Here is a 20951-nt window from a genome sequence, read left to right on the forward strand (position 1 = left end):
GGTGTCAGGGAACTGCCCCTCACCCTAGCCCTCTCCCAAAGGGAGAGGGGACTGACCGTGGTGTTCTTTCGCTATACATCGACCTGAGATATCGAGTCGAACTCGGTTTTGAAAGCAACCGAGATCTGCTCCCTTTCCCCCTCTCCCTCGGGAGAGGGCTGGGGTGAGGGGAAACGATTCTAACGGCTCAGCGATTCATCGGCGCCACAAACCTGCTCTTCGCCACGCTGTAAACCTCAGGCTCATCGCTGTCGGCAATCTTGAAACTCAAGGTCTGCGAGCTGCTGCTCGGCCGATCTGTGGTCATTGCCACCGACACCGGCACATCGACAATCTCACCCGGTGCCAGGCTCAGTTCGGTCTTGCCTTGCAACTGGAAGCCGTCGCCGTCCACCAGAGTCAGGTTGTAGTTCTGGCGCTGCTGGGTCTTGTTGATGACTTTCAGCGAATAGATGTTTTCGATCTGGCCCTGACCGTTTTCACGGAACAGCCCGCGATCCTTGGTCACGTCCAGCGACACCATGGGACGTTCGATCAGGGCCAGGGCCAGCGCGCCGATCATTACCAGCAACACCGCAACGTAACCGATCAGCCGTGGCCGCAGCAGATGAGTCTTGCCACCCTGCAATTCGCGCTCGGAACTGTAGCGGATCAAACCGCGTGGGTAGTTCATCTTGTCCATGATCGAATCACAGGCGTCGATGCACGCCGCGCAACCAATGCACTCCATCTGCAAACCGTCGCGGATGTCGATGCCGGTCGGGCACACCTGCACGCACAACTGGCAGTCGATGCAATCGCCCAGCCCGGCCTCAACCGGTTTCAGATCACGCTTGCGCGGGCCACGGTTTTCGCCGCGGGCCACGTCGTAGGCAATCGTCAGGGTGTCCTTGTCGAACATCACGCTCTGGAACCGCGCATATGGACACATGTGCATGCACACCGCTTCACGCAGCCAACCGGCATTGATGTAGGTGGCGGCGGTGAAGAAAAGCACCCAGAACAGGCTGACCCCGCCGATTTGCAGAGTCAGCAGTTCTTCGGCCAGTGGCCGGATCGGGGTGAAGTAGCCGACGAAGGTCAAACCGGTGAGCACGCTGATCGCCAGCCATAGCGTGTGTTTGGCGGCGCGGCGCGCGAGTTTGTTCAGGCTCCAGGGCGCCGCTTGCAGTTTGATGCGCTGGTTGCGCTCGCCTTCGGTGATCTTCTCGCACCACATGAAAATCCACGTCCACGAACTCTGCGGGCAGGTGTACCCGCACCAGACGCGCCCGGCGAACACGGTGATGGCGAACAGGCCGAACGCGGCAATGATCAACAAGGCCGAGAGCAGGATGAAATCCTGTGGCCAAAAGGTCGCACCGAAGATGTGGAATTTGCTTTCCGACAGATCCCACAACACGGCCTGACGACCGCCCCAGTTCAACCACACCGTGCCGAAGAACAGCAAAAACAGAAACCCCGCGCCGCTGATGCGCAGGCTACGAAACAGGCCGGTGAAGCTGCGGGTGTGGATCTGGTTGTCGCTGGATTTGGCCGTCGCCTTCATTGGGCGTGCGGGCACCTTCTTTATATGAGGAGCTATTGTGGGCGTTGCTTCTACGGTTCGGACGGGGATTTGTTCGCTCATGGTCGTTCGCTCATCAGCCTCCATCAGGCCGATGCACTATGAGCGCCGATCTGTTTGCATAACAGACTCAGCTATTTGAATAAAAAGCGGATCAGATGGTGTCGGGCTCAGACCCTGCGACAACTTGAAGCGGCCCGCGGACACGGGCGCAAACGCCTATCCCAGACGTTTGCGTGAGATGTTGACCAGGATCAGTCAAATCACCGAATCACTCTCTTCTGCCTTCAGGTGTTTACGCCCGTCTTTGGCGCCGGCGACGGTCAAGGCGTCGGCTTCTGCTTCGGTGATGTAAATGCGCTGGCCTTCGATTTCCACGGCCGACATGGATTTTTCACTGTCGGTGATCACTGTCACGTCTTCGCACAAGCGGATCTGCTCGCCGTTTTCAACGGTGAAAAAGCAGGTCTGGTTTTCGATTCGAACGGTCATGGTGGCTGTCCTTTTTTCAGGGGTGTCTGAAACGTTAGGGCGCACGCTTCGCCGATCGTTCTGCGCAACTGATTAATGGTCGCCGCTGTCCATCTTCTATAAGCCTCTTGGAAGGACTGCAGGATGAACGCGTGGTGGCATGAAGTGTGGGTAACCCTGCAAGCGGAATTTGCCGACATCGGCGATGCCTCGCAACTGACGCGGATTACCGTGCGCCTGTTGATGGCGGCGGTGCTGGGCGGGATTCTCGGGTTTGAGCGCGAACACAAGGGCAAGGCTGCCGGGGTGCGCACCCATATGCTGGTGGCACTGGGGGCGGCGCTGTTTGTGCTGGTGCCGCAGACTTCGGGAGCCGAGTCGGACGCGATGAGTCGGGTATTGCAGGGGGTGATTGCCGGGGTTGGTTTCCTTTGCGCCGGCACCATTCTGAAAAACCAGGAAGGCGATCAAGGCCACGTCAAAGGCCTGACCACTGCCGCCGGGCTGTGGATGACGGCGGCGATTGGTGTGGCGGCGGGGTTGGGCAGGGAGGCGACGGCGTTGCTCAGCACGATACTGGCGTTGGGGATTTTCAACTTGATGCCTCGGGTGGTGAGCTTGTTCGAAAAGGACGAACAGAAAAACGATCACCTCTAGCTGGCCAAAGTCCCCTGTAGGAGCTGCCGAAGGCTGCGATCCTTTGACTTTGATTGTTAAAAACAAGATCAAAAGATCGCAGCCTTCGGCAGCTCCTTGTATCTCGACTATCGCTCCGTCAGGAGCGATAGTTCTCGACTGATCATCGAGGGAGGGACTTGGAAGCCGTGCAGCTCCTTAGGCTTTTTGCCTGTGATGTAGATCGTGCTCCAGCCCTCCACACTCACTCGTATAGTTCGAACGGTATCTTGGGCCCGTCTCTGGCGAGAGCCCGCATTCGCAAGGTTGGACAGAGTGCAGTGATGATCGAAAACGGATTAATGGAGAAACGGTCATGTCCAATTTCGTCGGCGTCGATGTCGCTAAAAACACCTTTGATATCGCTACTCACCTGCCAAACGGCAAGCACAAAACCAAAGCCAAACTGGCTAACGACTCAAAAGGTTTCAAAGAGTTTGACGCCTGGTTGAACAAGCAGGTCGAGCCTACAGCCCTGATCGTGATGGAAGCCACCAGCGTTTATCACCTGGAACTTGCCGAGTTCGTCTACAACAAGGGTTACCGGGTCTGCGTCGTCAATCCGGCTACGACCCACGCTTACGCCGACAGCGAGCTGCGCCGGATAAAAACCGACAAAAGCGACGCCAAATTGATCGCTGACTTTGCTCGGGAAAAGGCTGAAAAGCTTCAGCTTTGGGCTCCGGAGCCGCTGAAATATCGTCAGCTAAAGGCGATGGTACGTCGCTTGGATGACCTTCAGGAAATGGAGCAAATGGAGCTCAATCGCCTGGATGTGTCCGACGAAAAGGTCAAAGACTCGATCAACTCTGTGCTGCGTCACATCGAGAAAGAGATCGTTGAAACTCACAAAGCAATCAAAAAACACATCGACGATGATCCAGACATGCGCCAAATGCGCGACTTGATCGTGACCATCGACGGTATCGGCCAGAAAACCCTTGAGCGGCTGCTGGCCGAGTTGGGCGACCTGCGTAAATATGACGACCCTCGCAAGCTGGTCGCTGCCGCCGGGTTGAACCCAAAGCTGCAGGACTCGGGAAAATTCAAAGGCAGAACAGTGATTTCGAGGATCGGATCGGCTCGCGTTCGGGCGGGTCTATACATGCCTGGGTTGGTTGCACTGAAGCACAACAAGGCAATCATCGCCATGAAGGACCGCTTGAAGGCCAACGGCAAGGCCCCCAAGCAAATCATCTGTGCAGCGATGCGCAAACTCCTACATTTTGTCTACGCCGTTCTTAAATCGGGCCAACCATTTGACCCGAAAATTGCCCTTGCCCGATGAGGGGCAAGACGGTATCTACAGGAGTATTGCGTGGTTAGACGATGACTGGTGGCATGGTCGTCGGCGGATCTTCCTTGGGCGGTGGGGTGGTGCCCGGTGGTTCCTGCTCGGGAATCGGTTGAGGTTCGGTCTCGGGAATCGTCGGGTTGTCGATGTTCGGATCAGGGGTTTCAGCCGGGATCGGGATGTTCATCAGATAGACCTCCGTGTGGCACATGGCGTGAGAAGTGCTTAAGTGAGTTGACCACCTCTCGGCGAATTCGATCCGCTTTTTCACCCAGGCAAATTTCGCTGAACTTTTCCCGGCGCCGGCTGCTCGGAACCTAAGTGAGTTCATTGCGGGGCAGGCGCTTCGTTGCGAAAACTGATCCGCTACAAGAGCGTCCTTTGGGCGTTAAGGAGAGATGCTCAATGACTGCTGAAAAACCCTCAGAGCTGAGCTACAACCCCCACATGCCGCTGTCGCAGGCATTGCTGTTACCACGCATTGTCATCGAAAACACCATGCCGACCCTCGATGGCGGGCAGTTCGCCGTAAAGTCGATTGCCGGACGCGACGTGGTCGTCACCAGCAAGGTATTTGCCGACGGTCACGACAAACTGGCGGTGCGCATTCGCTGGCGTGAGGAGGGTGAAGACACCTGGCAAAGCGAGGTCATGGCCGATCAGGGCAATAACGGCTGGAAAGGTCAGTTCCGCCCTGAGCATCAGGGGCGTTTTCTTTACTGCATCGAAGCGTGGATCGATCATTTCGCCAGTTTCCAGTACGAACTGGAAAAGAAACACACCGCCGCCGTGCCCGTCTCGCTGGAACTGCAAGAAGGCCGAACCATGGTGCAACAGGCCGCCGAGCGCAGCGAAGGTCAGCTCAGCGAACAACTCGCCGCCCTGCATCACGAACTGTCCGGCCTGCTCGAAACCGAGCAGGTGGCGCTGTTTCTGCACTCGCGCAGTGCGCAATTGATGGCCCAGGCCGATCACCGCGCTTATCTGAGCGTGAGCCCCGAGTTCCCCATGGACGTCGAACGTGAGTTGGCTGAATTCGCCAGCTGGTACGAACTGTTTCCGCGCTCGATCACCGACGATCCCAACCGTCACGGCACCTTTAACGACGTGCACTCGCGGTTGCCAATGATTCAGGACATGGGTTTCGACGTGTTGTACTTCACGCCGATCCACCCGATCGGCCGCGCCCACCGCAAGGGTCGCAATAATTCCCTCACCGCAGGTCCCGATGATCCGGGCAGTCCTTATGCCATCGGTAGCGAGGAGGGCGGCCACGAGGCGATTCACTCGCAACTCGGTACCCGCGAAGACTTCCGCCGTTTGGTGGCTGCCGCCGCCGACCATGGTTTGGAAATCGCCCTCGATTTCGCCATCCAGTGTTCTCAGGATCACCCGTGGCTCAAGCAGCATCCCGGCTGGTTCAACTGGCGCCCCGACGGCACGATCAAATACGCCGAGAACCCGCCGAAGAAATATCAGGACATCGTCAATGTCGATTTCTATGCGCCGGACGCGATCCCGAGCCTGTGGGTCGAGTTGCGTGACATTGTTGTCGGCTGGGTCGAAGAGGGCGTGAAGATCTTTCGCGTCGATAATCCGCACACCAAGCCGCTGCCGTTCTGGCAATGGCTGATTGCCGATGTGCGGGCGCTGCATCCGGAAGTGATCTTCCTCGCCGAAGCGTTCACCACGCCGGCGATGATGGCGCGGCTCGGCAAGGTCGGTTACACGCAGAGCTACACCTATTTCACCTGGCGCAATACCAAATCCGAGCTGGCCGCGTATTTCACCGAACTCAACGAATCGCCGTGGCGTGAATGCTACCGACCGAATTTCTTCGTCAATACGCCGGACATCAACCCGGCGTTCCTGCATGAGTCCGGGCGCGCGGGTTTTCTCATTCGCGCGGCGCTGGCAACCATGGGCTCGGGCCTGTGGGGCATGTATTCCGGTTATGAACTGTGCGAAGCGGCGCCGGTGCCGGGCAAGGAGGAATACCTCGATTCGGAGAAATACGAGATCCGCGTCCGCGATTTCACCGCGCCCGGCAACATCATTGCCGAGATCGCCCAACTCAACCGCATCCGTCGACAGAACCCTGCGTTGCACACGCATCTGGGCCTGACGATCTACAACGCCTGGAACGACAACATTCTGTATTTCGGCAAGCGCAGCGCGGATGGCAGCAACTTCATTCTGGTGGCGGTGAATCTTGATCCACACAACGTGCAGGAAGCGAATTTCGAACTGCCGTTGTGGGAAATGGGCCTGCCCGATGACGCGACCACCCACGGTGAGGATTTGATGAGCGGGCATCGCTGGGACTGGCACGGCAAGTATCAGTTCATGCGTATTGATCCGGGTCATCAACCGTTCGGGATCTGGCGGATCACCGCCGCCTGAAGCTGACAATCAAATCTGTGGTTAGAAATGAATTCACTGTGGCGAGGGGATTTATCGAAACGTCGCACCGCCCCGCTGGGCTGCGAAGCGGCCCCGCTGTTTCACATTTAAACCGAGTTGCGCGATTTTACGACTGCTGCGCAGCCGATCGGGGATAAATCCCCTCACCACAAGAGCCCTCTCATCACAGGGTATTCGTGTGGTCTCAGCGAATTGAACAGGAGTTTCACATGGCGAAGAAACCCAAGGCAGCCACCTTTATCAAAGACCCGCTCTGGTACAAGGACGCGGTGATCTATCAGGTTCACGTCAAATCGTTTTTCGATTCAAACAACGATGGGATCGGCGACTTTCCCGGCCTGATCGCCAAACTGGACTACATTGCCGAACTCGGCGTCAACACCATCTGGCTTCTGCCGTTCTACCCGTCGCCACGTCGCGATGACGGCTACGACATCGCCGAATACCGTGGCGTCCACAGCGATTACGGGACCATGGCCGACGCCAAGCGCTTTATCGCCGAGGCGCATAAACGTGGGTTGAGGGTCATCACCGAGCTGGTCATCAATCACACCTCCGATCAGCACCCGTGGTTCCAGCGTGCGCGCAAGGCCAAGCCCGGCTCAGCAGCGCGGGACTTTTATGTGTGGTCTGATGACGATCAGAAATACGATGGCACGCGGATCATTTTCCTCGACACGGAAAAGTCCAACTGGACCTGGGACCCGGTCGCCGGCCAGTACTTCTGGCACCGTTTCTATTCGCACCAGCCAGACCTGAACTTCGATAACCCGCAAGTGATGAAAGCCGTGCTGTCGGTGATGCGTTACTGGCTGGACATGGGCATCGACGGCCTGCGCCTCGATGCGATTCCGTACCTGATCGAACGCGACGGCACCAACAACGAAAACCTCCCGGAAACCCACGACGTCCTCAAGCAGATCCGCGCCGAAATCGACGCCAATTACCCCGATCGCATGCTGCTGGCCGAGGCCAACCAATGGCCGGAAGACACCCAGTTGTACTTCGGCGACACCGATGCCGCAGGCCTCAATGGCGACGAATGCCACATGGCGTTTCACTTCCCGCTGATGCCGCGCATGTACATGGCGCTGGCGCAGGAGGATCGCTTCCCTATTACCGACATTCTGCGCCAGACCCCGGAAATTCCCGCCAACTGCCAATGGGCGATTTTCCTGCGCAACCACGATGAACTGACGCTGGAGATGGTCACCGACAAGGAACGCGACTACCTGTGGAATTATTACGCCGCTGACCGCCGCGCGCGCATCAACCTCGGCATTCGCCGGCGTCTGGCGCCATTGATGGAGCGCGATCGCCGTCGCGTCGAGCTGCTCAACAGCCTGCTGCTGTCGATGCCGGGTACGCCGACCCTGTATTACGGCGATGAAATCGGCATGGGCGACAACATCTACCTTGGCGACCGCGATGGCGTGCGTACACCGATGCAATGGTCGATCGACCGCAACGGTGGTTTCTCCCGCGCCGATCCGGCGAGTCTGGTGCTGCCGCCGATCATGGACCCGCAATACGGTTATCTGTCGGTCAATGTCGAAACCCAGGCCGGCGACCCGCATTCGTTGCTCAACTGGACGCGGCGCATGCTCGCCGTGCGCAAGCAATCCAAAGCCTTTGGCCGAGGCACGCTGAAAATGCTCTCGCCAAGCAACCGACGGATTTTGGCTTATACCCGTGAATTCACCGACGCCGACGGCAAGCACGAAATCATTCTCTGTGTGGCCAACGTGTCGCGCAGCGCGCAAGCAGCGGAGCTGGACCTGTCGGCGTATGTCGGCATGGTGCCGGTGGAAATGCTCGGCGGTAACGCCTTCCCGCCGATCGGCCAATTGAATTTCCTTCTGACTCTCGCGCCGTACGGCTTCTACTGGTTCGCACTGGCGACGGAAAACCAGATGCCGAGTTGGCACGTCGAGCCGGCGCAGAGCCTGCCGGACTTCACCACGCTGGTGCTGAAAAAACGCATGGAAGAACTGCTCGAAACGCCGTCCCGCGCGACTCTAGAGCAGGGCATTCTGCCGAGCTGGCTGCAAAACCGGCGCTGGTTCGCCGGCAAGGACGCGGCTATCGGCAAGGTCAATCTGGCCTATGGCGTGCGTTTCGGCGATGCGGAGCATCCGGTGCTGCTCAGCGAAATCGAAGTCACCAGCGGTGGCCAGACCAGCCGTTATCAACTGCCGTTTGGCTTTATTGCCGAAGATCAGGTCGGCGCGGCGCTGCCGCAACAATTGGCGCTGGCCCGTGTACGCCGCGTGCGTCAGGTCGGCTTGATCACTGATGCCTTCAGCCTTGAGGCGTTTATCCGCGCTGTCCTGCAGGGCATGCAAAACAACACCGTGCTGGAATCGTCCGAAGGCGAAATCCGTTTCGAACCGACGCCGCATCTGGACAAACTCAACCTCGGTGGCGAGTCCGAAGTGCGATATCTGTCGGCTGAGCAATCGAACAGTTCGGTGGTGATCGGCAACAGCCTGGTACTTAAGCTGATCCGCAAAGTCGCTTCTGGCGTACACCCGGAACTGGAGATGAGCGCCTACCTGACCGCTGCCGGATTTGCCAATATCTCACCGCTGCTCGGTTCGGTGATTCGCCGCGACGGCAAGGGCGAGGACAACCTGCTGATGATCGCCCAAGGCTATCTGAGCAATCAGGGCGACGCGTGGGAATGGACGCAGAACAACCTCGAACGGGCGTTGCGCGACGAACTGGCCGATGCCATGTCCGAGCAGGATCAGCACTACAACGCGCTGGGCGAATTGAAGGACTTTGCCGGGATGCTCGGCCAGCGTCTGGGGGAAATGCACCAGGTGTTAGCGGCGCCGACCGATAACCCCGACTTTGCCCCGCAAACCAGTACGGCCAAAGATATGCAGGCCACTGGCAAGGATGTCGCCGGGCAGGTCGAGCATGCGTTGAAGCTGCTCAAGCAGCATCAGGGCGAGCTTAGTTCGGCGGATCAGAAACTGGTCAAGCGACTGGTCGACGAGAAAAAAACCATCCTGGCCCATGTGCAGGATCTGGCGAAAAAAGCCGTCGGCGGTTTGCGTATTCGCGTGCATGGTGACCTGCACCTGGGGCAGGTGTTGGTGATCAAGGGTGATGCCTATCTGATCGATTTCGAGGGTGAACCGGCGCGGCCATTGAGCGAACGGCGTGGCAAGCACAGCCCGTACAAGGATGTCAGCGGCGTGCTGCGATCCTTCGATTACGCGGCGGCAATGACCATCAACGTACACAACGTCGATCACAGTCCTGAGTCCGAAGCGTCCCGTCATCGTGTGGCCGAGCGATATTTGCGTGAGGCCCGAGAGGCATTTGTTCAGGCATATCGCCGGGCGGCAGCTAGTCTTGATCATGCCTGGCAAGATCCTGACGGTGCCGACGCCGCGCTGGCGTTGTTCGGTCTGGAGAAGGCGGCCTATGAAGTGGCCTATGAAGCCGAAAATCGCCCGACGTGGCTGCCCGTGCCGTTGCACGGTTTGTATGGGTTATTGACGGGGCTTAAACCCTTTTCCGATCTTGGTGGAGAGTAGTTATGAGTTTCTCGAACAAGGAACAGGGTCAGGTCAAAGAAGCATTGCTGCCGTCAGCCAGAGATATTGACGCGCTGGTACGTGCGGAACATCCAGATCCGTTTTCCATTCTTGGCCCGCACGGCGATGGCGCCGGCGGGCAGTTTATCCGCGCCTATTTACCGGGTGCGCTAAGCGTTGTGGTGCTGGACAAGGCGTCCGGCGAAGAGCGCGGCCCGCTGGAGCAAAGTGAAACGCCGGGATTGTTTGTCGGTCACTTCGATCAGGCGCGGCCGTATCTGCTGCGCACCCGTTGGGCCGGCGGCGAGCAGGTGGCGGAAGATCCCTACAGCTTTGGCCAGTTGCTCGGTGAAATGGATTTGTATCTGTTCGCCGAAGGCAATCACCGCGACCTCAGCGCCTGCCTCGGCGCACAACTGACAACTGTCGATGGCGTTGATGGCGTGCGCTTCGCCGTGTGGGCGCCGAATGCGCGGCGAGTGTCGGTGGTCGGTGATTTCAACGTATGGGACGGGCGCCGGCATCCGATGCGTCTGCGCCACCCATCCGGGGTCTGGGAGCTGTTCATCCCGCGTCTGCAAGCGGGGGAGTTGTACAAATACGAAATCCTGAGTGCCCAAGGAATTCTGCCGCTCAAGGCTGACCCGATGGCGCTGGCAACCAGCCTGCCGCCGGACACGGCGTCGAAAGTCGCCGCGCCGCTGCAAGTCGACTGGCAGGATCAGGACTGGATGAACGGCCGCCGCGAACGGCAGAAACATTCCGCGCCGCTGTCGATCTACGAGCTGCATGCCGGTTCGTGGCAGTGCGAGCTGGATGATCTCGGCGAAGTCGCGCGTCAGTACACCTGGCCGGAACTGGCCGAACGCTTGATTCCATATGTGAAAGAACTGGGCTTCACCCACATCGAATTGATGCCGATCATGGAACACCCGTTCGGTGGCTCATGGGGCTATCAATTGCTCTCGCAATTCGCCCCGAGCGCACGTTACGGCACGCCGGAGCAATTCGGCGAATTCGTCGACGCCTGCCACCGCGCCGACATCGGCGTGATTCTCGATTGGGTGCCGGCGCATTTCCCGACCGATACCCATGGACTGGCGCAATTCGACGGCACGGCGCTGTACGAGTACGGCAATCCGCTGGAAGGTTTCCATCAGGATTGGGACACGCTGATCTACAACCTTGGCCGCACCGAAGTGCATGGCTACATGCTCGCGTCGGCGTTGCACTGGTTGAAGCATTTCCATATCGACGGCCTGCGGGTCGACGCGGTGGCCTCTATGCTCTATCGCGACTATTCGCGCAAGGCTGGCGAATGGGTGCCTAACCGCCACGGCGGGCGGGAGAATCTGGAGGCCATCGACTTTTTGCGTCATTTGAATGACGTGGTCGAGCTGGAAGCGCCGGGCGCGCTGGTCATCGCCGAGGAATCCACGGCGTGGCCGGGCGTCAGTCAGAGCACGCAGCAGGGCGGACTGGGCTTTGCCTACAAATGGAACATGGGCTGGATGCACGATTCGCTGCACTACATTCAGCAGGATCCGGTGTACCGCGCTCATCACCACAACGAATTGAGTTTTGGCCTGGTCTACGCCTGGTCCGAGCGTTTCATTCTGCCGATTTCCCACGATGAAGTGGTGCATGGCAAACACTCGCTGATCGACAAGATGCCCGGTGATCGCTGGCAGAAGTTCGCCAACCTGAGGGCCTATCTGAGTTTCATGTGGACCCATCCGGGCAAGAAGCTGCTGTTCATGGGGTGCGAGTTCGGCCAGTGGCGCGAGTGGAATCACGATCAGCAACTTGATTGGTATCTGCTGCAGTATTCCGAGCACAAAGGTGTGCAGAAACTGGTAGGCGACCTCAATCGCCTGTACCGCGAATTGCCCGCGCTGCACGATCAGGACGACGCACCGCAGGGTTTCCAGTGGTTGATCGGTGACGATGCGATCAATAGCGTTTATGCCTGGCTGCGCTGGAGCAAGGACGGCGAACCGGTGCTGGTGGTGGCCAACTTCACGCCGGTGCCGCGCCAGTCGTATCGGGTTGGTGTGCCCTTTGCCGGGCGCTGGACTGAATTGCTCAACAGCGATGCCGACACTTACGCCGGCTCCAACTATGGCAATGGTGGCGGGGCGTTTACCGAAGAGGTGCCGAGCCATGGTCAGGCGTTGTCGCTGGAGTTGAATCTGCCACCGTTGGCGGTGTTGATCCTCAGACCTGGGGGGTGACTTGAAAAAGATCGCAGCCTGCGGCAGCTCCTACATTGGAATGCATTTCCCTGTAGGAGCTGCCGCAGGCTGCGATCTTTTGATCTTTTCCTACCACCTCATCCGCACGCCCAGACTGCCGATCAACCCATTCAAATCATTGTCATCGACATCACTGCTGTAATCGGCGCTGACATACAGACTCACGGCCGGCGTCACCCGCGCCACCAGACCCAAGCCCAACTCGACGGTCGAGGATTTGCGGCTGCTGCTGATCTTGTCGACCTGATCCAGTGTCACCGTGTTGCCGGTATACACCGTGTGCCAGAGGTTAGTGCGCACGTAGGGTTCGACCGGCAAGCCATTCAAGTCATAACTGCCTTTCAAACGCGCACCGACGCGCCCGCTCCAGGAGGTCACATCCGTGGAAGAGGCATTGCCAGAGCCCGCGTAAGGGGTGTCGAGGGTGATGCGCTGATTGATCAGTTGCGCTTGAGGTTCCACCACCCAGTTTTCGCTCAAACCGATCGGGTAGCCGCCTTCGACCGAGAAAGTCATGGCGCTGCCTTCGGTGGCTTGCCGTGCTCCTTGTTCGTTGCGGCTAAAACCGCTGACCCGGCCACCACTGGCTGACAAGTCGACGTGCCAGCCCTGCGCGCCCGTCAGGCTGTAATACGCACCCAGGCTTTGGCCCTGGAGGTTAAGCGTATCGGTGGTCGGGTCGCTGAGGGCGCGGCTGGTGATCAGCCCGTTGCCATTGGCTTGAATCTGGTTCTGACCGCCGATGAGTCCTATGGTCTGGGTAGGCCCATTGCCGCTTCGCAGGGTAAGGACGGCGGGACCTTTGAAATGACCGCTGCCAGGCGTTGCGAAGCTTGCGGACAGCACGTCGGTTTGCGCCTGTCGGGCACTGCGCCCGTAAAGCTGCTCCCAGGCACCCGGCGCGAGATCTTCTGTGATGAGGGTGGCCCCTCGCAGGTCCGGGCGCGGGTTGATGCGTTGCGGACCGGGCGTGATCACTGTCGCGGGCAGGGTCATGACCGGTACGTTCTCTCGATACCACGGGGTAGTTTCATCCGCCGCAGGGCCGGCCTGCGCCTCCATGGATGAGCACAGCAAGAGAGAACTCGACACTGTGCAGAAGCTGATTTTGATCTCGTGTGTGTGGAATGAAGTTTTCATGGAGGTCTACCTTGCAAGCGCATGTGGCATCTCGATATGGCGTCTCTCCTACCCCGAACGAGGGGCGACCGAATGGAGCGGGGCGAACCGTGGCCGCTCGATTTCGCGAGTGTCCTGAGGGTCGCCCCGGAAGTAAATCTCGGGGTAGTAAGGTAGAGATAAGAAGAGCTGTGCCCGTGCGTCAAGAAATTGAACGATGAGCGGTAGTGGTAAATCAGGCTTCGCAAGCGTTTGTTTTTCTGTACATAACTAAGTGTTTGTTTGTATGGAAAAACGCCATGAAAGCCCCGCGCCAGAGGTGTTTTATTACCGACGGAAGGTCTACCAGCTAATCCGGATTCCCAGGTTCCCGGTCACACCGCGCAGGTCATTGCTGTCAATATTGCGGCTGTAATCGGTGCTGGCGTAAACGCTGACGGCGCGGTCGAGGGTGACTACCACACCGAGTCCGAGATCCGCCGTTGAGGACTTCTGTTCAGTGCTGATCACATCGCTGTCGCCAAAGGTTACCGAGTCGGTGCCGGAAAACGTGTGCCACAGATTAGCCCGCAGGTAGGGTTCTACCGGTAAGCCGCTGACTTCATATCGACCCTTGATCCGCGCGCCGAGCCGGCCGGTCCACGCACCGTCGGAGTCGAACGACACACGCGAAATGCCGTCGTCCTGACTGTCGAGGGATATTTTCTGGTGAATGACCTGTGCTTGCGGTTCGACCACCCAGGTGTCGTTGATTGGCAACGGGTAGCCAGCCTCTGCCGACACGGTCAGCGCATGCCCGCGATTGTCCAGTTTTACGCCTCGATCAGAATGGTTGTCGCCATCGAAGCGTGTGCCCATGACCACGGTATCGATGTACCAGCCATAGGGATCGGTCAACGTCCAGTACAGGCCGTAGCTGTCGCCTTCAAGTTTGATTTTGCCGGCGCTGTTGCCCTCGAAGCCTTCATTGAAACCATCGACGTCTCCTTTTAAACGGCTATGGCCGACGAAGAAACCGATGCGTTGGGTCTGGCCGCCGGAGGTCTGCGAGCCGTACAGGTCGGTGCCGACTTGAAAGCCATTGAGCGACCCATCCAGACGCGGGGTGACGGTGCCGGCCCAGGTCTGTTCGAGGTTCTTGCCATAGACCCGGCCCCAACCTGCACCGAACGCGCCGGTTTCGTTGAGCAAGCGCTGGTCGCCCTGACGATCATGGAAAGTACCCAGCGCATTGAGGGTCAGTTGCGCGGCGGTAGGCGGAAGCACCGACCAGGTCGGAACTTCCGGACGGTACAGAGGAATCGGCGCGGCACCCGCCACGGCGGCAGGCAAAACCGGCAACGGCGGACTGCCAGCCGGAGCCACGGCCGCGATCGGCGTGGCAACCACAGGCACCAGAATTGGCGGCAAGCTCGGATCAGGGTTAGGCACACTCACCACTTGCGGTGCGACGACGGCCGAGCGCAAGTACCAACTGTTTTCCGTACCGGCAGTCACTCCACCCTTGAACAGGTAGTAGTCGTAGGCCCCGGCGGAAACCGGGCCGTTCAGGGTAAAGGCGTTATCGGCGCTGACCGTGCTGCCTTGCGCCTGCACCAGTTGAATGCCGTTGACCTGAGTCAGCGCGCCCAGCCCGCCAAGATTGGTGACGCTGATCACTGTCCCGCCACTCAGGCTGCCGTTATTGACCACCAGTTTGTCACTGGGCGAGTCGTCGCCTGCCACCACACTTTGCAATAACAACTGACCACTGTTGCCGACGTAGTTGCCTTGTACGGTGAGCGTGTCGTCGGTGCGGCTGTTGCCGCGGGTCAGGTCAATGACGCCTGCGTTGTTGAACGTCACCGCTTGCCCGGCCACGGCGGGAGACACAGAGCCTTGCGTGGACAGCACGACGCTGCTGGCATCGACATTCAGCACGCCGCTGCCGGTTCCGGCATCACCCAACACAAGGTTGCTTGAGCCAAGATCCAGTTGCGAGCCGTTGCTCAGGTTGACGGTTTCCCAATTGCTGAAGCGCGTAGGCAGGCCGGTGCGGGTGTTGTCGAAGGTCAGCACATCGTTGCCGACGCCGCCATCAACGTTGGGCGTGAGTGCGAGAATGCTGTCATCGAGATTACGCAGGGTGGCGCTGTCATTGCCGACGTCCATCAGGATCGCCGAGCGGATGATGCCGCTTCCGTCCCATAGCAAGCGGTCATCACCGGCGCTGGCGCGGATCTCGCCGACGATTTCCCCACCGGTCACGGTAATGCTGTCGTTGCCACCGCTGACACTGACGTTGCCGCCAATCCGGCCGCCCGAAACGATGATGGTGTCGGTGCCGAATCCGGTGACCAGATTGCCGATGATCTGCCCGCCGGACAGATCGAAAATATTGTTGTCGAGCTTCATGTCGACGCGGCCGATGGTGCCGCCGGTCATGCGCGCGACATCGCCGTCCTCGAAGGCTGCAACGATGGTGCCGCCGGTCATCAGGAACGTGTCGCGACCGTCACCCTGAGCAAGAAATCCCAGTGAGCCGCCCGTCATGACGAAGTCATCGATGCCCGCGCCTTGATTGACGGCGCCAGTGATGACGCCAGAGTTGATTTCGACCCGGTCAGTGCCTGCACCAAAGGTCACGCTGCCGTTGATCTGGCCGCTGCCATTGGCGGGGAGGGTCAGGCTGTTGTTACCGGAGAGGTCGGTCAACGGGCCGCTAATGCCACTGTCGCAAGTGTAGGCATCGTTCCCTGCGCCGGGCGTCAACACACACGCCGACCAGGCCGGTGGACTGGCGAGCAGAACGAGGGAGGCAGGCAAAATAAAGGTGTGCGGCAAAATTCTCAGAGATCTGATAGATCGCATCACGACAATTCCCTGGTTTAGCCATTGGGGAATTCATCCTTGAATGGGTGCTTGATCTATATGCCTCTGAAGCTAATGAACTACGTGAGATCTGTACCCTAACGTTTTGAAAGTGCCAATCCTTCAGCTTTTTAAGGTGTAGTTGTTTTTTCGCGATGATCAAAGACTTCTGACAGACGGTCTTAGTGCAAGCAGTGTCAAAGATGCACCTCAACCGCCAGCGGCAGGTGATCCGACAGGTGCGTCCACGGCTTGTTGCCGAGAATCTGCGGGTCATGACTGCTGGCGTTGCGCAGGTAGATTCGGTCCAGACGCAACAATGGAAACCGTGCCGGATACGTTTTGGCCGGACGCCCGTGATGACGTTCGAAGGCTTCGTGCAAATAGTCGCGACGGGCGAGGGCAGCGTTGCCCTGAAGCTGCCAGTCGTTGAAATCGCCGGCAATAATCACTGGCGCATCGTCGGGCAGTGACTCAAGCAACTGACAAAGCAGTTGCAACTGCAATTGGCGATGGCTTTCCAGCAGACTCAAATGCACGCAGATCGCATGGACTTCGGCATGTCCCGGCACGTCCAGCACGCAGTGCAACAAGCCACGGCGCTCGGGGCCGGTGATCGACACGTCGAGATTGCGGTATTCGCGAATCGGGTATTTCGACAGCAGTGCATTGCCGTGATGGCCGTCGGGATAGACCGCATTGCGACCGTAGGCAAAATCGCTCCACATGCTGTCGGCGAGGAATTCGTATTGCGAGGTTTGCGGCCACTCGTTGTAACGGTTCGAATGTCGCTCGTGCTCACCCACCACTTCCTGCAAAAACACCAGATCGGCTGATGTGCTGCGTACCGCTTCGCGCAGTTCCGGGAGGATGAAACGCCGGTTGAGCGCGGTGAAGCCCTTGTGGGTATTGACCGTCAGCACGCGCATGCGATGGATGACGGGTGCGTCGACGGCGTGACGCTTGGGATCGCTGGACACGGTTACTCCTCTGAATCCTGAGTGCGTATTCATGCGACTGATGTGTGGGGGTGGCGGTTCCTTCTGAATCAACACAGCCAACGAGCGTAGGAGCTGTCGAGTGAAACGAGGCTGCGATCATTTGATCTTGTTGTTCAGGATCAAAAGATCGCAGCCTTCGGCAGCGCCTACATCAGACGCGCAATCGAATCTGCCGCCCCAGCACATCCATCACATCACAGCCATCGCGCAGCAACATCGCCGCCGCGTGGGCCAATTGCTGCACATCGGCGCCTTTGGCTGACGAGATATCCAGGCTAGCGAGGCTTTCCATCATCTGCGTCACCGCCAGAAAACGACTGGCCGCACTGGTGTGCAACACATCCAGTGGCGCTTGGGTGGAGACGAGCAGGACGGGAATGCTGTCTTCGTTGTGGGTCATCGAGATGTGCGAATTCATGCTTCACCTCCGGCGCGTGCAGCGTGCAAACCATCTATCGAAGCCTGCACCAGCGCGCGTGCGCTGCCGAGCATCTGCTGACAGGCCCAGTTCAACGAACCGCTGTGTTCCGGGCGGGTGGCGGTAGGGGCTTGATGGGCGAGGGCTTCGGCGCAACTGAGGTAGACGGCGGCGTGTTCCAGGGCGTCGAGTAAGGGGATGCCGGGTTGTACGGCGAAGAGGTGGTGGGCGACGTGGTCGCAGCGGGCGAAGGGGGTGGAAGTTGTGGTTGGATCGGTCATCGGTGTAGCTCCTTAGTCATCAAGAGCTGCCACTCGGTCGCCGTCAAACGAATGGGTGGCAACTGTGCGCAGGTTGACGGACCGGTCTAAGGTACCCGGCGCACTCGAAAGTGCCCCGCGCACAGTCACCATTGAGCTTTGTATCGAGCACGCAAGCGCGCGAGCAAAGTTGGAGAACAGTGCACACCTTAAAAAACCGCCGAGCCGTCAAACCCGATCACGAATGAGTCGTGACGGACGCGAGGATAGGGAGTGAGGCCAAACCCGTCAACCGCCACAAATCGTCCGAAATTGTCTCAGCCCCTTGTGGGAGCGAGCAGGCGCACACCCACACCCACACCCACCGGGCTGGAGGCTGTTTCTACCGCTCACGTACCCAGATGTTATCAATCCAGAAGTCATTACCACCGCCACTGCCCACAAAGTTTTTGACCGCGAACGTCACAACCTTGGTGGAGGAGGCCGTATAGAGACCTGAACCGTTTTTCCAGACCCCAGGCTGATTTTGTGTATCGACCTGTCCTCCAATTTCTGTGTTGTCAATTTTCAAACAAAGTCTTGTCGAATAGCCGCTGTTTGTAATAGCCGCCACTGAAAAACCAAAGTCGTAAGTCTTTCCTGCCAAGACCGAGAGCGGGATTACCATGACATTGCCACTATGATCCCCAGGAAACTCGCCTTGATAGTTGGTGTTACACCGAACAGTGCCGTTTTCGTTGTAACAGTTGTCTTTCCAGGCATACCCACCTTGGGGGGTCCACCCATGAGCTTGGGGAGGTCTGCCATCATTGAAATCCCAAGTGATCGATAGTTTTTCTCGCACATTAACGACTCTCGGGTCAGACTTCTGAGCTGCCCCATACAACGCCTCGGCGATAAAGCTGTGGGCGCCCACATTCAACCCCGTGATCAGTTTAGTCCAGACGCCAGTGACGCGGTCGGCCGTGGCTTCGGCCTTGGGTGTGTCGCCGTCGAGGATTTTCACATCCTGGTCCTTGGCGGCAGTGCCCGTCAGGATCACTGCCGTTTCCACAGTGATGCCGTCCGGTTGAATCTCGTCTCCACTCGGCGAGCCGGTGATCATTGTGATCTCAGGCTTCACATCCTCAACGGCCTTGACGGTATAAATGCGTTTCTTGAAGATTAGCGCCAGACCAACGTCCTGACTTCCGCCAAGTCCGGCTTTGAACTCCAGTGTCAGTTCGCTACCGTCTTTCAGATTCTGCAAGGTGGCGAGGGGGATCGAGCGCTCCCAATAGCCTTGGCTGATCCAGGTAGTGTTGGTTTGCGAGCCCGGTGGTTGCCAAAACGTTTCGTCGTAGTTGTTGCCATCCTTTTTGGTGCCTGTCAGGCGCAGCCAGACGTACTGAGCCAGCGCAATCAGTGGCCAACGGTTCACTCGCACGGTTGCGGCAGTGGTCAGCTTGCTGACGTCGAACTCGGGGCCGGCACCATTGTTGGCCGCCTGGGTGATTAACGGTATGCCCATGGCGGGGTTTTCATCGGCAATCGGCAGCACACTCAGATCCAGCGGATCCGACGGTGTGCTATTGCCGGTCACGGTGTAGGCCACCGTCACCGTTTTACCAAGGTTGAACGCCACGACTGCGTTGTCCAGAGGGATGTTCAGATCCCCTTGCGTGCTCACATTGATGGGGCCGACGGTCTGGCTGCCCGAACCGGCGGTGCCGCTCCAGGTCACGGTGACCTGCGTGCCGATCATGTTGGGGTAGGCTGGAATCACGGCCGTCAGGGCGTCCTTGGCAGCGAGCGGCTCGAGGCTTGTATCGTTGGGGGCTTGCTTGATTTTTGGCTTCAACAATTTAATCGGGGCCGCACCCGTCACCGTGGCCTTCGCAGGTTTTGAGTTACCCACCAGATCACCGTTGGGGCGGCGCAGTTCGTAGGTCACCGTCACGCTACTGCCAGCGAAGACCTTGTCGTTGGCCATTTCAAGGAACAAGGTTTTCTTGGAACCGAAAGGATCCGCTTCAACTTTGCCGGGGACAGTCACTACCACGTCGGCGGGTTGGCCTGTATTTTTCGCGGTGTAGGTGGCAAGGACATCGTCACCGGCCACAAAACGGCTGTCCGCCGTTATCACAACCATCAGCAACGGATTACCGGCGAGCTTTTCCAGATCGATGATGCTCGCATCATCCCCGGGATAGTCCTCTTTGCGCTCCAGCAGAATCGGCATCGGCAGCAGGACACCATCCAGATCCTCATCCACGGTCTGCGCCGGCGACCACGGTGCATCGGTGTCCGGGCCGTTACCGAGCTGGTCGATGACGGTGTAGGAAAAATTCAGTTTGTGATCCAGCCGTTTCGCCTTGTCCAGGTAAGCGCGATCCACGGTGAAGCAGATGGTGATCGGCACTTCGGAGCCATGATCCGGTGGTTGCGGCGCCTGATTCGGATTGACATCGGCCGTCATCAGTTCGCCGTTGCATTTGAGGCTGATGCGGTCGTAAGCCCGGCAGTAGGGGTACGCCACACACACCTCTGCGCTGACGAAGTCCGGGGCGACGCCGTTCTTGATGGCGTCGGGCAGCAGCAATTTGAGTTCGGAGTGACCACCGGGATCGGTCAAGCGATCTTTGAGGCCAGGACGGATGCGGTTGTACAGCAATGTCAGCGCCGGCGTCGAAGTCCCCTTGTTCAGACTGCCGCGGGTGATGGTGTAAACGAGTTCATTGACAAGGTCTGTCAGCAGCAGGCCTATGGGCAGATACAACGTTTGAATGTTGTTCTCTCCGCCATCCGGGATGGTTTTTGTGGCCTCGGTGCTGGCGCCGTTCAGCACGAGTCGGATGACATCGCCGGCATCAACCGTACCCGACGCCGGCGGATCGACTGCGATTGTCAGGCCCATGGGTTTGAGGTCATAGACATGTTTGGGCACACCATAAATGGCGCCGACTACCGGGGTAGTGGCTTCAGGTACTCGGGGTGGGCGGAGCACGAGAATGGTGTTGTCTGGTGGGTTTGAGGTAGTCATATGGGCGAAGCTCCTGCGCAGAGGGAACGGGCAGGAGCTATCAG

At 58.6% G+C, this 20951-nt stretch carries 14 protein-coding genes; 5 read left to right on the top strand and 9 right to left on the bottom strand.

Annotated elements, in window-relative coordinates; genetic code table 11:
- Positions 1-187: 187 nt before the first annotated feature.
- Together ccoG and ACA043_RS13690 are read right to left on the bottom strand one after the other, a co-directional pair.
- Positions 188-1630, bottom strand: a complete 1443-nt coding sequence (gene ccoG / locus ACA043_RS13685; protein WP_497659458.1) for a cytochrome c oxidase accessory protein CcoG — start codon at positions 1628-1630, stop codon at positions 188-190.
- A gap of 195 nt (positions 1631-1825) precedes the next feature.
- Positions 1826-2059, bottom strand: coding sequence for a DUF3203 family protein (locus ACA043_RS13690; protein ID WP_401265049.1), 234 nt, complete (start codon positions 2057-2059; stop codon positions 1826-1828).
- Between the two features lie 123 nt (positions 2060-2182).
- On the opposite strand from ACA043_RS13690, the gene ACA043_RS13695 reads away from it, so the two are divergent.
- Positions 2183-2695: an MgtC/SapB family protein gene (locus ACA043_RS13695; RefSeq protein ID WP_497659459.1), complete on the top strand. Its 513-nt coding sequence runs from the start codon at positions 2183-2185 to the stop codon at positions 2693-2695.
- A 334-nt stretch (positions 2696-3029) separates the two neighbouring features.
- Entirely contained in the window at positions 3030-4001 is a 972-nt protein-coding gene (locus ACA043_RS13700; RefSeq protein ID WP_497657519.1) for an IS110 family RNA-guided transposase, read from the top strand.
- A 34-nt stretch (positions 4002-4035) separates the two neighbouring features.
- Here ACA043_RS13700 and ACA043_RS13705 read toward each other — a convergent pair whose 3' ends face one another.
- Positions 4036-4194: a hypothetical protein gene (locus tag ACA043_RS13705; protein ID WP_187678307.1), complete on the bottom strand. Its 159-nt coding sequence runs from the start codon at positions 4192-4194 to the stop codon at positions 4036-4038.
- A 218-nt stretch (positions 4195-4412) separates the two neighbouring features.
- On the opposite strand from ACA043_RS13705, the gene ACA043_RS13710 reads away from it, so the two are divergent.
- The 3 genes from ACA043_RS13710 to glgB all read left to right on the top strand — a co-directional run bounded on the left by ACA043_RS13710 (position 4413) and on the right by glgB (position 12216).
- Positions 4413-6410 (top strand): alpha-1,4-glucan--maltose-1-phosphate maltosyltransferase, encoded by a 1998-nt coding sequence (locus tag ACA043_RS13710; RefSeq protein WP_187678308.1) that lies wholly within the window; start codon positions 4413-4415, stop codon positions 6408-6410.
- 230 nt (positions 6411-6640) lie between these two features.
- Positions 6641-9982 carry a maltose alpha-D-glucosyltransferase gene (treS, locus tag ACA043_RS13715; RefSeq protein WP_497659460.1) on the top strand — a complete coding sequence of 1114 codons (3342 nt, stop codon included), beginning with the start codon at positions 6641-6643 and terminating at the stop codon, positions 9980-9982.
- Between the two features lie 2 nt (positions 9983-9984).
- The gene (gene glgB, locus ACA043_RS13720; protein ID WP_489879817.1) at positions 9985-12216 is read left to right on the top strand and encodes a 1,4-alpha-glucan branching protein GlgB; all 2232 of its coding nucleotides are present in this window, start codon (positions 9985-9987) and stop codon (positions 12214-12216) included.
- Between the two features lie 90 nt (positions 12217-12306).
- On the opposite strand, the gene ACA043_RS13725 is transcribed toward glgB, so the two are convergent.
- The 6 genes from ACA043_RS13725 to ACA043_RS13750 all read right to left on the bottom strand — a co-directional run bounded on the left by ACA043_RS13725 (position 12307) and on the right by ACA043_RS13750 (position 20907).
- Positions 12307-13377 carry an autotransporter domain-containing protein gene (locus ACA043_RS13725; RefSeq protein WP_489879818.1) on the bottom strand — a complete coding sequence of 357 codons (1071 nt, stop codon included), beginning with the start codon at positions 13375-13377 and terminating at the stop codon, positions 12307-12309.
- 321 nt (positions 13378-13698) lie between these two features.
- Complete coding sequence (locus ACA043_RS13730; protein ID WP_497659461.1) at positions 13699-16206, bottom strand: autotransporter family protein; 2508 nt, start codon at positions 16204-16206, stop codon at positions 13699-13701.
- Positions 16207-16403: 197 nt separating this feature from the next.
- A complete protein-coding gene (locus tag ACA043_RS13735) occupies positions 16404-17186 on the bottom strand; it encodes an endonuclease/exonuclease/phosphatase family protein (protein WP_497659462.1) in 783 nt (260 codons plus the stop codon).
- A 172-nt stretch (positions 17187-17358) separates the two neighbouring features.
- The gene (locus ACA043_RS13740; protein ID WP_401265068.1) at positions 17359-17625 is read right to left on the bottom strand and encodes a short-chain dehydrogenase; all 267 of its coding nucleotides are present in this window, start codon (positions 17623-17625) and stop codon (positions 17359-17361) included.
- Positions 17622-17906, bottom strand: coding sequence for a DUF3077 domain-containing protein (locus ACA043_RS13745; protein ID WP_497618078.1), 285 nt, complete (start codon positions 17904-17906; stop codon positions 17622-17624). Before ACA043_RS13745 ends, ACA043_RS13740 begins: the two co-directional genes overlap by 4 nt.
- Positions 17907-18267: 361 nt before the next feature.
- Positions 18268-20907 (bottom strand): hypothetical protein, encoded by a 2640-nt coding sequence (locus ACA043_RS13750; protein ID WP_497659463.1) that lies wholly within the window; start codon positions 20905-20907, stop codon positions 18268-18270.
- Positions 20908-20951: the final 44 nt, after the last annotated feature.

It is taken from the genome of Pseudomonas sp. LBUM1648 (genome assembly GCF_059716145.1).